Source organism: Uliginosibacterium paludis, from assembly GCF_039631355.1.
Taxonomy (GTDB): Bacteria; Pseudomonadota; Gammaproteobacteria; order Burkholderiales; family Rhodocyclaceae; genus Uliginosibacterium; species Uliginosibacterium paludis.
In genome coordinates this window covers 81,866-95,745 of sequence record NZ_JBDIVF010000008.1, presented here as the reverse complement: position 1 = coordinate 95,745, position 13,880 = coordinate 81,866, and the positions used below count along the sequence as shown (strand labels likewise).

10 protein-coding genes are annotated in these 13,880 nt (G+C 66.9%); 7 read left to right on the top strand and 3 right to left on the bottom strand.

Annotation, left to right across the window (positions count from 1 at the left end; genetic code table 11):
- Window positions 1–75 precede the first annotated feature (75 nt).
- From ABDB87_RS16450 to ABDB87_RS16420, 7 genes are all read left to right on the top strand, one after another.
- The gene (locus tag ABDB87_RS16450) at window positions 76–1,188 is read left to right on the top strand and encodes a patatin-like phospholipase family protein (RefSeq protein WP_345929050.1); all 1,113 of its coding nucleotides are present in this window, start codon (window positions 76–78) and stop codon (window positions 1,186–1,188) included.
- A gap of 46 nt (window positions 1,189–1,234) precedes the next feature.
- Entirely contained in the window at window positions 1,235–2,764 is a 1,530-nt protein-coding gene (locus ABDB87_RS16445) for a DUF4118 domain-containing protein (protein WP_345929048.1), read from the top strand.
- A complete protein-coding gene (locus ABDB87_RS16440) occupies window positions 2,757–3,437 on the top strand; it encodes a response regulator (protein WP_345929046.1) in 681 nt (226 codons plus the stop codon). The genes ABDB87_RS16445 and ABDB87_RS16440 overlap by 8 nt, the downstream gene beginning before the upstream one ends.
- Window positions 3,438–3,459: 22 nt before the next feature.
- Window positions 3,460–5,349: a potassium transporter Kup gene (locus ABDB87_RS16435; protein WP_345929044.1), complete on the top strand. Its 1,890-nt coding sequence runs from the start codon at window positions 3,460–3,462 to the stop codon at window positions 5,347–5,349.
- A gap of 73 nt (window positions 5,350–5,422) precedes the next feature.
- A complete protein-coding gene (locus ABDB87_RS16430; protein WP_345929042.1) occupies window positions 5,423–6,856 on the top strand; it encodes an HDOD domain-containing protein in 1,434 nt (477 codons plus the stop codon).
- An 83-nt stretch (window positions 6,857–6,939) separates the two neighbouring features.
- Window positions 6,940–8,178 (top strand): bifunctional glutamate N-acetyltransferase/amino-acid acetyltransferase ArgJ, encoded by a 1,239-nt coding sequence (gene argJ, locus ABDB87_RS16425; RefSeq protein WP_345929040.1) that lies wholly within the window; start codon window positions 6,940–6,942, stop codon window positions 8,176–8,178.
- 161 nt (window positions 8,179–8,339) lie between these two features.
- A complete protein-coding gene (locus ABDB87_RS16420; protein ID WP_345929038.1) occupies window positions 8,340–9,206 on the top strand; it encodes a type 2 periplasmic-binding domain-containing protein in 867 nt (288 codons plus the stop codon).
- A 226-nt stretch (window positions 9,207–9,432) separates the two neighbouring features.
- Here the strand turns inward: ABDB87_RS16420 and ABDB87_RS16415 are convergent, their stop codons facing one another.
- From ABDB87_RS16415 to ABDB87_RS16405, 3 genes are all read right to left on the bottom strand, one after another.
- Entirely contained in the window at window positions 9,433–10,782 is a 1,350-nt protein-coding gene (locus tag ABDB87_RS16415; RefSeq protein ID WP_345929036.1) for a pectate lyase family protein, read from the bottom strand.
- 95 nt (window positions 10,783–10,877) lie between these two features.
- Window positions 10,878–12,410: a pectinesterase family protein gene (locus tag ABDB87_RS16410; protein ID WP_345929034.1), complete on the bottom strand. Its 1,533-nt coding sequence runs from the start codon at window positions 12,408–12,410 to the stop codon at window positions 10,878–10,880.
- Between the two features lie 184 nt (window positions 12,411–12,594).
- The gene (locus ABDB87_RS16405) at window positions 12,595–13,851 is read right to left on the bottom strand and encodes a DEAD/DEAH box helicase (RefSeq protein WP_345929032.1); all 1,257 of its coding nucleotides are present in this window, start codon (window positions 13,849–13,851) and stop codon (window positions 12,595–12,597) included.
- Window positions 13,852–13,880: the final 29 nt, after the last annotated feature.

Genomic DNA, 13,880 nt, shown 5'->3' with positions numbered 1-13,880 from the left:
GAGCGGCAGGCCGGATCGGATGTCATGAACGGCGATTATCCTTGTCGAACCCCTGTTGCGCACGAGGAGATTGTCATGGCCGAGTCAAGCGAATCCCGTCCCGCAGCGCCTGCCCGGCGTCGCAAATCCCCGGCCGGCGCTCCGCCGTCAGGCGCCCGCAAGCCGCGCAGCGCCCTGATCATCAGCGGTGGCGCGCCGAATGCGACGCTGGTGGCCGGCGCCCTGGCGGCCTTTCACGAGCATGGTCTGGTGTTTGACGTGATCTCCACCGCAGGGGCCGGTGCCTTGCTGGGGCTGATGTATTGCGCGCCGAAGAATGGTGATCCGGTGAAAACCCTTGAGGGCCTCTGCGACATGGGTGTCGCTGATCCGCTCTACGACCGCTTTCCGGTCAATTTCAAGGTGTTCAACAAGCCCGGCGTCATGGCGGACGCCTACCGGCGTGCGCTGGGCCTCAATCCCTTCATCCAGAAGCTGATGGACTGGCCGGCCCACGACCCGTTCTCCCAACTGGTCAAGGACAGCACCGCGCTGATGTTCGCGAGCGCCTGCCCGAGTGACCTCAACGCCAGCTCGCTGGGGCTGTGTGCGCATGTGCCCTTTGCGGAGGAAGTGATCGACTTCGCCGGCATCGCCACGATGACGCCCGAGTTCTTCGTGAACGCCTTCGACCTGCGTCAGCGCAAGATGCGCAACTTCAAGAAGACGGAGCTGACACTCCTGCACCTGCAGGCTGCGCTGTCCTTCCTCTTCCTGTATCCGCCGACCGAAATTCCTGGAGACGATGGCGGGCTCTTCATCGAAGGGGCGACCTTCGACTGCCTCAACTTCCAGGGCCTGCTCGACCGCGAGCCGGACCTCGAGGAGATCGTGATCTTCGACATTCTCGGGGCGGACTGCCTGCTGCGGGCACCGCGCGACCTCTATGACGCCTGGGTGATGTCCATCCTGACACCGCTGGTCGAAATCGCGCGGGACGACGTCAAGATCTTCGAGTCGGAGCACCTCGCCAAGTATCCCCGCCTGCACCGGCCGCACCGCGTGAGGCTCGTCGAGAGCATTCCGGAAGAGCGCCTGCCGCAGGTCTTCGACTGGTCGCGCAGCAACCTGCAATACCTCTACCACGCCGGTTACGAGGCCGGCGCGCGGGCGGCGCGCGGCGAGCTGGCGCACCTGGCGGGGCGATAGCCAGCTTTTTCATCTTTTTTACACCCGCTTCGCTAAGCTGCGGGGCATGAACACGGCATGTCCCGCCTCCCTCATCCGGCCCGCGCTGCGCGGCTACCTCGTTGCCACGGCAGGGGTCGCGTTGCTGACCGCGCTGTCGCACCCCCTAGTGGGGCAGGTAGAGCCCACCAACATGGTGATGCTCTACCTTCTGCTGGTCGTGGCCGTCGCGCTGCGCTATCCCCACGGGCCGGCCGCCTGGAGCGCGATTGCCGGCGTGCTGGCCTTCGATTATTTCCATGTGCCGCCGCGCCTGTCTTTCGAGGTCGGCGACGTGCAATACCTGCTGACCTTTGCGGTGATGCTGATCGTCGGCCTGCTGCTGGCCCAGCTCACCACCCGGCTGCGCCTGCATGCGGTGGCGGCCCGGGCCGGCGAGCTGGCGGCGCAGCGGCAGTACGAACTCGCACGGGCCTTGTCCGGCACCATTGCGCCGGAGCAGGTCTGCGCGCTGCTCGCGGCCTTTGCTGCCGAGCGCTTCGGTGGCCGCGCCGAGCTCTGGTGGCAGAGCTCCAGCCATGCGCTGGGCCGGATCGGGCCGCCGCATACGGCCGGCAACGAGGCGCTCTATCGTGCGCTGGTGGAGACCGTGATGCGCGAGGGCCGCGCGCATGACCAGGAAGACCTGGCCAGCCCGGGCGAACACCTGCTGATGCTGCCGCTGGACGCGCCGATGCGTCGGCGCGGCGTGCTGGTGCTGTGCGTGCCCGAAGCGCAATGGTCACCCGAACTGCCTCTGGCGCTCGGCAACGTGGCACTGGTCACCGCGATTGCGCTGGAGCGTCTGCATTATGTGAGCGTGGCGCAGCAGGCAACGGTGGAGATGGAGCGCGAGCGCCTGCGCAGCACCTTGCTCTCCGCACTCTCGCATGACATCCGCACCCCGCTCACGGTGATGGTCGGGCAGGCCGAAGCGCTGGCCGAAGCACCGGCCGGGCGTGTGCGCGAGCAGGCACAGGCGCTGCGCGAGCAGGCCCTGCGCATGAGCGAGCTCGTCAACAAGCTGCTCGACATGGCGCGGCTGCAGGCCAGCGGCGTCAGTCTGCGGCGCGACTGGCAGTCGGTGGAGGAGATCGTCGGGGCGGCGCTGGCGCATCTGGGTGAAGCTCTGGCGGCCCACCGCATCACGCTCGCCCTCGCGCCGGATCTGCCCCTGCTGGAGTTCGACGCCGTGCTGATCGAGCGCGTGCTGTGCAATCTGCTCGAGAACGCGGCCAAGTTCAGCCCGGCCGGCCGGGAAATCCGCATCGAGGCGCTGGGGCGCGGTGAGGTGATCGAGATCGCGGTGGCCGACGAGGGCGTCGGTGTGCCGGCCGAGCATCCGGAGCGTCTGTTCGAAGCCTTCGTGCGTGGCGAGGCGCAGGGCGCAGTGACCGGGCTGGGTCTGGGGCTGTCGATCTGCCGGATCATCGTCGAGGCGCATGGCGGATCGCTCCAGGCCGAAAACCGCGCGCAGGGCGGCGCCCGCTTCAGCTTCACCCTGCCATGCAGCGCCCAGCCGCCGATGCTGCCGGAAAGCGAGTCGGCCCATGTCTGAGCTGCCGCTGGCCCTGGTGGTCGAAGACGAGCCGCAGATCCGCAGCCTGCTCTGCGATGCGCTGGCGGCCTTGCCCATGCGCTGCGCGGCCAGTGGCTCGATGGCTGCTGCGCGCGATGCGCTGGCGGCGGAGCTGCCGCAGCTGGTGGTGCTGGATCTTGGTCTGCCGGATGGTGACGGCAAGCGCTTCGTCAGCGAGCTGCGCGCCTGGAGCGAGCTGCCGGTGCTGGTGCTCTCGGCGCGCAGCCAGGAGCGCGACAAGATCGATGCGCTTGACGCCGGTGCCGACGACTATCTGACCAAGCCCTTTTCCAAGGGCGAGTTGCTGGCCCGGGTGCGGGCGCTGCTGCGCCGCGCGGTGCGCGCCGAGCAATCCCTGCTGCGCTTCGGCGACAACGAGATCGACTTCGTGCACCGGCGCGTGACGCGCGGCGGCGAGGAAGTGAAGCTCACGCCGATCGAGTACCGCCTGCTCTGCGCGATGATTGCCGGCCAGGGGCGGGTGCTGACGCATCGCCAGCTGCTGCGCGAGGTCTGGGGGCCGGCCTTTGCGGACAGCGCCCACTATCTGCGCATCTACGTCGGCCACCTGCGCCACAAGCTTGAGGCCGAGCCTGCCCGGCCGCGCCACTTCATTACCGAGACCGGAACCGGTTACCGCTTCCTTCCCTGATCCTTCCCCGGAGTTCCCCACCATGAGTCAAGACGGCGCCCCTGCGCAAGCGCTCCCCAAACTCGTCCTTGCCGCGCTCGGCGTGGTCTACGGCGACATCGGCACCAGTCCGCTCTACGCCCTCAAGGAGGCCTTCGCGCCGGACAGTCCGCATGCGCTGCCGGTGACGCCGGAGAACGTGCTGGGCGTGCTCTCGCTGATCGTGTGGAGCCTGCTGATCATCGTGACCTTCAAGTACGTCAGCATCGTGCTGCGTGCCGACAACCACGGCGAGGGCGGCGTGGTGGCGCTGATGGCGCGCGTGCTCTCGAAGGCGGCCGACACGCCGCGCAAGAAGGCCATCGCGATCTCGCTGGGGATTCTCGGTGCGGCACTGTTCTATGGCGATGGCATGATCACGCCGGCCATCTCGGTGCTCTCCGCGGTCGAAGGGCTGGAGGTCGCCACGCCGGCGATGAAGCCTTTCGTGCTGCCGCTGACCATCGCCATCCTCTGCGGACTCTTCTTCATCCAGCATCACGGCACCGAGAAGGTCGGCAGCTTTTTCGGCCCGGTCGTGGTGATCTGGTTCCTGAGTCTGGCGGTGATCGGCGTGATCAACATCATCGCGCATCCGCAGGTGCTCTCCGCGCTCTCGCCGCATCATGCGCTGGGCTTCGCGCTGGAGAGTCCGAAACTCGCCTTCCTCGCCATGGGCGCGGTCTTCCTCACCATGACCGGCGGCGAAGCGCTGTATGCCGACATGGGGCACTTCGGCGCACGGCCGATCCGCTACGGCTGGCTGCTCTTCGTGATGCCCGCGCTGCTGCTGAACTATCTCGGTCAGGGCGCGCTGATGATCAGCGATCCGGCCGCGGCCGCGAATCCCTTCTATCTCGCGGTGCCGGGCTGGGCGCTGTATCCGATGGTGGGGCTGGCCACCGCCGCCACGGTGATCGCCTCGCAGGCACTGATTACCGGGGCCTACTCGGTCACGCTCCAGCTGATCCAGCTGGGCATGGCGCCGCGCATGTCGGTCAAGCACACCTCCGGCGCGCAGATGGGCCAGATCTACATGCCTTTCGTGAACTGGACCCTGCTGCTGCTCGTGCTGGCCACCGTGGCGGGCTTTCGCAGCTCGGGTAACCTGGCGGCGGCCTATGGCATCGCGGTGACCCTGACCATGCTGGTGACCTCCGCGCTGGCGATTTCGGTGGCCCTGCGCGACTGGCGCTGGCCGCGCGCGCTAGTCGTGCTGGTGTTCGCGCCCCTGGTGGCCATCGAGCTGATCTTTCTGGCGTCCAACGGCATGAAGATTCTCGATGGCGGCTGGTTTCCGCTGGTTTTCGGTGCCTTCCTGAGCCTGCTGCTCTTCACCTGGCGGCGCGGCCGTGCGCTGCTGGCCGAGGCGCAGCGCAGCGATACCGTGCCGCTCGAATCCTTTGCCCGCATGCTGGATTCCGAGCCCATTCATCGCGTGCCGCACACCGCCGTCTTCCTGAATCCGCGGCCGGCCCAGATGCCCGGCGCGCTGCTGCACAACCTCAAGCACAACCTGGTGCTGCACGAGCGCACGGTCTTCGTATCGGTGATCATCGAGTCGGTGCCGCGGGTGCCGGTCGAAGACCGGGTCGAAGTCCAGCATCTGGGCAAGACCTTCTCGCGGGTGCTGGTGCGCTTCGGCTTCATGGAGGAGCCCGACCTGCCGGAAGCCCTCTCGCACTGCGCGGCGCAAGGCTTGCCGCTGGATGCGCAGCAGGTCTCCTATTTCCTGAACCGGGAAACCATCCTGCCTTCCATCGAAGTGCGTGGCATGGCGTTGTGGCGTGAGCGGCTGTTCGAATTCATGTTCCGCAACGCCTCGAGCGCCGCCAACTTCTTCAAGCTGCCGACCGCCCGCGTCGTGGAGCTGGGCAGCCGCGTGATGATCTGAGTTTTCCACGACTCAAGAGGCGTTCGCCCCCTGCCGTAGAACCATGACGAAAGCCAAGCACACGGGCGGACTCATGACACAGGGCAGGGCAAGCTTGCAGGACTGGGTGGATCGCATCCGCGAACGTGACATGCCGGTTTTCGGTCGCACGGTGCAGGAAGTGCGCAGCGTGACCGAAGACGACATGGCCTCCGCTTCGCGGCTCTCGCGCGCCATCCTGCAGGATGCGGCGCTGACCACCAAGGTGCTCAAGCTCTCCAACAGCGTCACCTTCAATCCTTCGCGGCAGGTGGTGAATACCATCAGCCGCGCGGTGGTCGTGCTGGGCTTCGATCTGGTCGGCCAGATCGTGCTCTCCATCCAGCTCATCGACGCGTTGCTCGCCGGCGGCCTGCGCGAGCGCGTGGTGGCCGAGATGGCGCGCTGCTTCCATGCCGCCGTGCAGGCCCGTACCGCGGCGCTCGCTCGCGGCAGCAAGCTCGGCGAAGAGGTGTTCATCGCGGCCCTCCTGGGGCATGTGGGCGAGATGGCCTTCTGGTGCTTCGGCGGTCCGCAGGCCGATGCGCTGGACGCCGCGCTGCGCGGCCAGCCCGACGAAAAGCCGGAAGAGCTGCAGATGGACATTCTCGGTTTCCGGCTGGCGAGCCTTTCCGGCGCACTCGCCCGCGAGTGGCGGCTGGGGCCGCTGGTCATCGCCGCTGCCCAGCCTTCCGGCAGCCCGGGCGAAGAAGAGCGGGCGATCATCGAGGGCTACCGCCTGGCCCGCGCGGTCGAAGCCGGCTGGGAAACGCCGCAGGCCCGTGCCGCGCTGGCCGCCTTTGCAGACTTCACCGGTCAGGTGCTCGCCGAGATCACCGACGAGCTGGCCGCCAATGCCGGCGAGGCGGCGCTGGTCGCGGCCCAGTTCGGCGCCGAGGAAGCCGCCCGCCTGATCCCGCTGCCCAAGGGCAAACTGGTTGATATCGAAGCCGAGCTGGAGGAAGCCGATCCGGTCCCCGACCCGCTGCTGCAGCTGCGCATCCTGCGCGACCTGTCGATGCTGCTGGCCGCCCGGCCCAGTCTCAACGAAGTCCTGCAACTCGTGCTCGAAGGCATCTATCGCGGCCTCGGCATGAACCGGGCCGTGTTCGCCCTGCAATCCGCCGACCGGACCAAGGTCATCGGCAAACTGGCGCTGGGGCGCGAAGCCGAGCAGCTCGCCAGCCGCTTCAACTTTCCGCTCGATCAGCGTCCCGGCGAGATCGTGAATCAGCTCTTCAACCGTGCGGCGCCGGTCTGGCTGCGCGGCGAGAATCCCGAAGGCCTGCGGCTCGAGCGTCTGGAGGCCGTCACCGGCCGGCGCGACGGCATGCTGGCGCCCATCGTGGCCAGCGGTCGCGTCATCGGCCTCTTCTACGCTGACCGCGCCCCCGGCAACCCCGCAGACGAAGAAACCTGGCACGGCTTCCTCCACTTCGTGCAGCAGGCCAGCCTCTCCTTCGAACATGTGGCCGGCATGAAGCGCTGAGCCCTGCTGCGCGGCGTGTAGGGAGCCCGGCAATGCCGTAAAATCCGCGCTTCCCTCCGCACCCGATCAGAAAAGGAAGTGCCATGCCCGTGAATCTGCCCCTGCCAGTCGCCGATCAACTTCTGCCGGTTGCCGGCGTGCGCCTGGGGACGGCCGAGGCCGCGATCCGCAAGCTGGGTCGCCGCGATCTGAGCCTGATCGAGCTGGCGCCGGGCAGCCGCGTGGCGGGGGTCTTCACGCAGAACCGCTTCTGTGCGGCGCCCGTCACGGTGTGCAAGGAGCATCTTGCAAGCGGTGGCATCCGTGCGCTGGTGATCAATACTGGCATCGCCAATGCCGGTACCGGCGCGCTGGGCATTGCCAATGCGCGTGCGAGCTGCGAGGCCGTGGCCGCTGCGCTGGGCCTTGCTGCCCGCGAAGTGCTGCCGTTCTCGACCGGCGTGATCCTCGAGCATCTGCCGGTCGACAAGCTCGTCGCCGGCCTGCCTGCCGCGAAGGGCGCACTGAAGAGCGATGGCTGGTATCAAGCCTGCCACGCGATCATGACCACCGACACCCAGCCCAAGTGCGCTTCGCGCCAGATCGTCATCGGTGGCAAGACCGTGACCCTGACCGGTATGAGCAAGGGGGCCGGCATGATCCGCCCGAACATGGCCACCATGCTCGGCTTCCTCGCCACCGATGCCGACGTGGCCCAGCCGCTGCTTGACGCCCTGGTGAAGGAAGCGGCGAACCTGTCGTTCAACAGCATCACCGTCGATGGCGATACCTCGACCAATGACAGCTTCATCCTGATCGCCACCGGCGCCTCGGGCGCGCCGGCGATCACCGATGCGGCCTCAGGCGACTACAAGCAGCTCCGCGATGCCGTGGTCGATCTGGCGATCTGGCTCGCGCAGGCGATCGTGCGCGATGGCGAGGGGGCGACCAAGTTCATGAGCATCGTCATCGAAGGCGGCAAGGACCGAGACGAGTGCCGCCAGGTGGCCTACGCCGTGGCCCATTCGCCGCTGGTGAAGACCGCCTTTTTCGCCTCCGACCCCAACCTCGGCCGCATCCTTGCCGCGATCGGTTATGCCGGCGTCACGGATCTCGATGTGAACGCGCTGCGCGTGTGGCTGGGCGATGGCCGGGAAGAAGTGCTGGTGGCTGAAAACGGTGGTCGCGCGGCGAGCTATGTTGAAGAAGCCGGTGCGCGCATCATGAAGAGCGCCGAAATCACCGTGCGGGCCGACCTCGCGCGCGGTGACGCCGCCGCCACGGTGTGGACCTGCGACTTCTCCTACGACTATGTGAAGATCAACGCCGACTACCGCTCCTGAGCTTCCTCTGCCGCACACACAAGCCCGCGCCTGCCGCGGGCTTTTTCATGCCTGGACGGGAGCGGCCGCAAGGGCGTCTGCGGACTTTCCCTGAGCGAGGACGTGGCGTGCCGATGCTAGGCTCCGCCCAAGGCCGTGCGCGGTCCTTTCCGGGAGGCGTGATGAGAAGCTTGGCGATGCTGCTGTGTCTCTGTGCGGCGCCCGCAGTGCTGGCGCAGACGGTGATCCGGGAGCCGATCACCGAAGGCGAGCGCGGCAAGCTCGATGCCTTCATCAATGGCCGGGAAATCCTGAAGATCAGTGATTTCGGCTCGATGCAACTCGACTCGGTCGGGCCGGTGGAGCATTTCATCTTCCGCAAGGCCGTGCTGCTGGGCGGGCTCGATGCCCGCTTCGAGAACTTCCTGGTGCCGAATTCGGCCCGTGCGCGCGAACTGGTTGCGAGCGGCGCCGTCTGCTGCAGCGGCGCGGCACAGTGGCATCTCTACTTCCAGAAGGACGCCGAACGCATGTTCGAGTCCGACGAAGTGATCGGTCAGGGGGGCTATGAAAAAGGGCTCTATACCACGAAAGAGAATCTCGCCCGGTTGAAGCTCGCGCGTGCCGAAGACCTGCGCGCGCTGCGGGCGGTGTCCAGCAATACCTGGGTGATCGACTGGGGCACGCTGGAGCGCCTGCCGTTCAGGGCACTCTATTCCGCGCCCACGCGTCCGCAGCAGTTCAGCATGGTGAAGTTCGGCCGGGCCGATGTGACCTTGCAGGACTTCACCGCGAACCCGGGCATGAGTGCCGAAGAGCAGGGCGTCACCCTCTATCCGGTGCCGGGCGTGAAGATTGCCTTGCTGGGCACGCGGCATTTCTTCATCAGCCGCACTCATCCGGACGGGCCGAAGATTTACGAGGCCTTGCAGAAAGGGCTCCGGGTCATGCGCCAGAGCGGGGAGTTGCGGCGGATCCTGGTCGACTCCGGCTTCATCAACCGCCATGTGCGGGACTGGACCCTGCTCAATCCGCAGACAGGTGGCTGAGGGCGAGGCTCTGCCGCACGGAGGCATGCAGGCACAGCATGCCACGTGGAGCCTGGGAGCGGCCGGGAAAAATTCCGGCCGCCGTGGCTTTCAGTGTCGGCCGGGCGCGCGGCGCAAACTTCCGGAAAGCGTCGAGCGGAGTGACCGCTCTGATGTTGGATGAATGCCGGTGGCATTGCGGAGGCAGGGCGCCCGGCAAGAGCGACCTGCCTGCCCTGCCACGGGATCAGAACGGTGCCACGCCTGCTGCCTGCCACGGATCGATCCGGTCAACGCCCGCATTGGCCATCACCTTCGGCGGAATGCCGGCGGGATTTTCGACCGTGTAGCTGTAGTAGCTGGCCGGATCGAAGGCGCTGCCGCGGGTCGGGATCGTGCCCGAATTTTCCAGCATGTTGTTGCGCTGGACCAGGTCTCCCGGCGCCGACTCGGCGTAACCGACATAGGCCGGATGCAGCACATTGCGGAAGTAGTTGCCTTCGACCACCACGTCGGCTTCCATGGTGGAGGCAATGCCATAGAGCGCGTTGCCGTCATAGAAATTGTTGTAGACGTGGACTTCGCCAAAGCGCACGCGCGGATGGCGCTGGTCGGTCTGGAACCAGTTGTGGTGAATCGAGGTTTTCAGGTAGCCGGTGTCGGTGCTGGCGCCGTCGCTGTGGCCGATCAGCATGGTCTTGCTGTGGTTTTTGAAGTGGCTGTAGCTCACCGTGATGTAGGAGGTCTGACGCGTGATGTCGAAGAGACCGTCATGCTCCTTGCCGTCCGGATACACGTCGCCATCCGAGAAGCTGCAGTGATCCACCCAGACGTGGTGCGTGTTCTGGTTGATCTTGAGCGTGTCGTCCGGCGCGCCCTGGAAGAATACGTTGCGGATGATGATGTTCTGCCGCTTGTAGATCTCGAAGCCGCCATTGACGAGCCTGGCGCCGGGCAGGCCGACCACGGTCTTGTCGGAGCGCAGCGGTACCATGCCGTTCAGGTCGATCACCCCGTTGATCAGGATGATCAGTTTCTCGTTACTGTCGGTCGCAGCCTTCAGGTCGGCCAGTGTGCTGACCTTCACCGCGCGGCCACCCGCGCCGCCCGTGGTAGTCGCCAGCCCGAAAGCGGGAATCGCGGCAAAACCATCGACCTGGTTGAGCGTCGCCGTGCCGCTGCTGGCACTGCTTGAGCTGCTCGATGGCGCCGCGCTGCTGCTGGCGGAGGAGACGGCCGACGAGGACGCGCGTGAGGAGGATGCGCTCGAGGCCGGCGCCGACGAACTGCTGCTCGCCGCCGACGATGCCGCGCTCGATGAGGAACTCGTCGCTCCCGACGGAATGGAGCATTCATTGGTGCCGCCGGCGACCTTGCTGCCGGCACCGAAGGTAACCTCGCCGCAGACGAAGCTGCCAGAGAGCGTCCGGTAGGTGAATTGATCCGCACGGCCGTAGGCCACACTGGTGTTCGTGGCAACGCTGCAGGTTTTGCCTTCGGTACAGATCGTGGTGTAGCCGGCCGGGCGGTTGGCCGCCGTCGCGGACAGGCTGCCCAGTGCCAGCAAGGCAGCGAGAAGGATGCGTCTGCTCATCATGGTCTCCCAGTATTTGCCGGCGATATGCCGGCGGCGTTGCCCCGGCACGAGTCCGTGCCGGGGATCTGTTGCGGAAGGGAAGGGGCGGCGCTCGCCTAGCGGGCGGCGCCGGGGCCGGTGTTGTGGTATTCGGCCAGATAGGGTTTGGCAGCCGTGCCGTATTGCACCGGGTTGCTACTGCTCCAGGCGGCCCAGGGCGGATTCATGATCTCGGCGCCAAGCCAGGAGTCGCGCACGATCATCTTGCCGATCGTGGCGCCGGCGCTGGAGGATTCCGGCCATTGGCGGGCCAGCGACACCGTGCTGGCGCCGGCGTCCACGGTGAAGGTGCAGCCGGTAAACAGGAAGCCGTAGGGGTGGGCGCCCCAGGTGCTGGGGGCTCCGATGGTGCTGCTGTTCTTGCGCTCGCGGGTGAAGTAGATGGCCGACTTGTCGAACACCGCGGTGCCGCGTCCGAAGATGAAGTCGGTGTCGCCCTGGATGAAGCTCTCGGCGAAGTAGCTGCGCGCCACCACGTCCGCGGCGGTGCTCTTCACATAGAGCGTGTCCTGATTCCCGATCAGGCGGGTCTTGTAGAAGAGGTTGCGGTCGCCCACCACCATCAGGGCGACAGCCTGTGATTCGCCATTGGCGGATTCGCTCCAGGTGTTCTGGATGGTGAGGTTGAGCGCTTCGAAGTTGTCGGCATTCACCACGAAGAGTGCCGAGCAGGTGGTGCCGATGCTGCTGCTCTTGCTCGCGCAGGCGTCGTAGGTGGCCTTGATGCTGGCGGGCGTCGTGCCGGTGAAGACCGCGCCGCCCGGGTTGGCCAGCGCCGCATATTGCGCGCCGGTGAGCTTGGCGGCCGTCGGCAGTGCGATCACGGTTTCGGCCGGATCGCTGCCGCCGCCGTAGAGCGTGAGCGTCACGCCCTTGGGCACGATCACCAGCTCGTTGTAGGTGCCGGGCATGAGCTTGATGTATTGCCGCGTGGTCTTGCCGGTCAGCGCGGCGGCGGTCACGGCGGCCTGCACCGTGCTGTAGGTCGCGCCCGACTTGGCGACGAGGAAATCCGGCGTGCCGGGCATGGTGATCACGGTCGAGCGGGGCTTCCAGTTGTCCGTGACCAGGCTGCCGACGGTTCCCGCCGCGGCAAGGAAAGCGTCCACGTCGTACGCCGCGGCGACGGCGTCGCTGAGCTGGGGCCGGGTGGCGGTGCTGGCGGGCCAGCCGCTGGAGCCACTGCTGGCCGAGCTCGTCGATGACAGGCTGCTGGACGCAGCCGGCGACGAGGATGACGCGCGCGAGGAAGACGCGGAAGAAGGCGAGGACGAAGCTGAAGATGAAGACGAGGCTGGCGTGCTGCTGGCGGAGCTGGCCGAACTCGCGCTGCCCGAGGGCACCGAGCATTCATTCACGCCGCCGGCGATGCGGCCACCGAACGTGGCTTCGCTGCAGCTGAAGCTGCCGCTGAGGGTCTTGTAGAGGAACTGGTCGGCCCGGCCGAAAGCCACGCTGGTCGTGATGGCGACCGAGCAGGTCTTGCCTTCGTTGCAGAGCGTGACGTAGCCGGCGGGCCGGTTGGCCGCCAAGGCCGGGAATGCGGACAGCAGCAGTCCTGCTGCGGACAGCGCGAGGATGTAACGCATGATGTCTGTCTCCTGAGCGTGTGCGGCTCCTGGCGGGCCGCTTCTTCTGTGTGTCGTGGATCCGCCCGCCGCGAAGCAGGAGGAGTCCCGCTCAAGCTAGGTCACGATTCCGTGATCGACAAGGAGCACCGGACATGCGGATGGCATGCCGCACTTCCGTACAGGTTCAGATGACAGCCGTGTTTCAGTCCTCGCCGGAAGCCTCCGGGTTGGCCGCTGCCGCGGCTTCGCGCTGCTTGTCCTTGCGGCTTTTCCGTTTGCCCTTGATGCCGCCCGTGCCGGCGCCGGGGCGCGGGGTTTCCCGCGGCTCGAAGCCCTCGATGAATTCGCGTTCGAGGCGGATGCCGCAGCGCTTTTCGATCAGGCGGAAGTGGGCCTCGGTGTCGGCGCTCACGAAGCTGATGGCGAGGCCGGCTTCGCCTGCGCGACCGGTGCGGCCGATGCGATGCGCATAATCGGGAGCGGCGCGCGGCAGATCGTAGTTGATCACGACCTGCAGGCCGGCGATGTCCAGCCCGCGCGCCGCGACATCGGTGGCGACCAGTACCTGCAGTCGTCCTTCCCGGAAGGCGTCGAGGGCCGCCGTGCGTGCGCCCTGGCTCAGGTCGCCATGCAGGGCGGCGGCCGGTATGCCGCGTCGTGTCAGCTTGTCGGCCAGCATGTCACAGGCATGGCGGGTGGCGACGAAGACCAGGATGTCCTGCCATTGCTCTTCGCGGATCAGGTGCTGCAGCAGTGCTGTGCGGGCAGGGGCATCCACGGTGATGACGTGCTGCTCGATCTGTGGCACGTCGGCCGCTTCGGCGATGCGGACCGGCGACTGCAGGATCTGATCGGCCAGCGCCTGCACGGCCGGCGGCAGGGTGGCCGAGAACAGCAAGTTCTGGCGCCGTGCTGGCAGGAGGGCGATGACGCGTTGCAGTTCTTCGGCGAAGCCTGCGTCCAGCAGACGGTCTGCTTCGTCCAGCACCAGAACGCGCAGCGCATCCAGCCGCAGCGCGTTGTGGGCGACGAGGTCCAGCAAGCGGCCTGGCGTGGCCACCACGATGTCGGCGCCGCCACGCAGCGCCATCATCTGCGGATTGATCGATACGCCCCCGAAGGCGGTCACCGTTTTTACCGGACTTGCCAGGCTGCGCGCCAGCGTCTGCAGGATTTCGCCGATCTGCCCGGCCAGCTCGCGTGTCGGCGCCAGGATCAGCGCATGTGGCGAGCGGCTCGCCGACCCGGCTCCGGTACGCTTCATGCCGGCCAGTTGCTGCAGGATCGGCAGGCCGAAGGCCAGGGTCTTGCCGGAGCCGGTCGGCGCGGAGGCGAGGAGGTCTGCGCCTTGCAGTGCGACCGGCACGGCGGCGGCCTGGATGGCGGTGGGCTCGAAGATGTCTTGCGCGGCAAGGGCGTCGAGCAGGGCGGGGGCGAGGCCGGTAGTGGAGAAGGACATGGTGTCGGGATGCGGGGTCAGGCCCGGAT

Bases quoted from the DNA above. Each gene is read 5' to 3' on its own strand.
- ABDB87_RS16445 (WP_345929048.1), top strand. From the start codon at position 1,235: ATGAACACGGCATGTCCCGCCTCCCTCATCCGGCCCGCGCTGCGCGGC.
- argJ (WP_345929040.1), top strand. From the start codon at position 6,940: ATGCCCGTGAATCTGCCCCTGCCAGTCGCCGATCAACTTCTGCCGGTT.
- ABDB87_RS16430 (WP_345929042.1), top strand. From the start codon at position 5,423: ATGACACAGGGCAGGGCAAGCTTGCAGGACTGGGTGGATCGCATCCGC.
- ABDB87_RS16410 (WP_345929034.1), bottom strand. From the start codon at position 12,410: ATGCGTTACATCCTCGCGCTGTCCGCAGCAGGACTGCTGCTGTCCGCA.
- ABDB87_RS16420 (WP_345929038.1), top strand. From the start codon at position 8,340: ATGAGAAGCTTGGCGATGCTGCTGTGTCTCTGTGCGGCGCCCGCAGTG.
- ABDB87_RS16415 (WP_345929036.1), bottom strand. From the start codon at position 10,782: ATGATGAGCAGACGCATCCTTCTCGCTGCCTTGCTGGCACTGGGCAGC.
- ABDB87_RS16440 (WP_345929046.1), top strand. From the start codon at position 2,757: ATGTCTGAGCTGCCGCTGGCCCTGGTGGTCGAAGACGAGCCGCAGATC.
- ABDB87_RS16405 (WP_345929032.1), bottom strand. From the start codon at position 13,851: ATGTCCTTCTCCACTACCGGCCTCGCCCCCGCCCTGCTCGACGCCCTT.
- ABDB87_RS16450 (WP_345929050.1), top strand. From the start codon at position 76: ATGGCCGAGTCAAGCGAATCCCGTCCCGCAGCGCCTGCCCGGCGTCGC.
- ABDB87_RS16435 (WP_345929044.1), top strand. From the start codon at position 3,460: ATGAGTCAAGACGGCGCCCCTGCGCAAGCGCTCCCCAAACTCGTCCTT.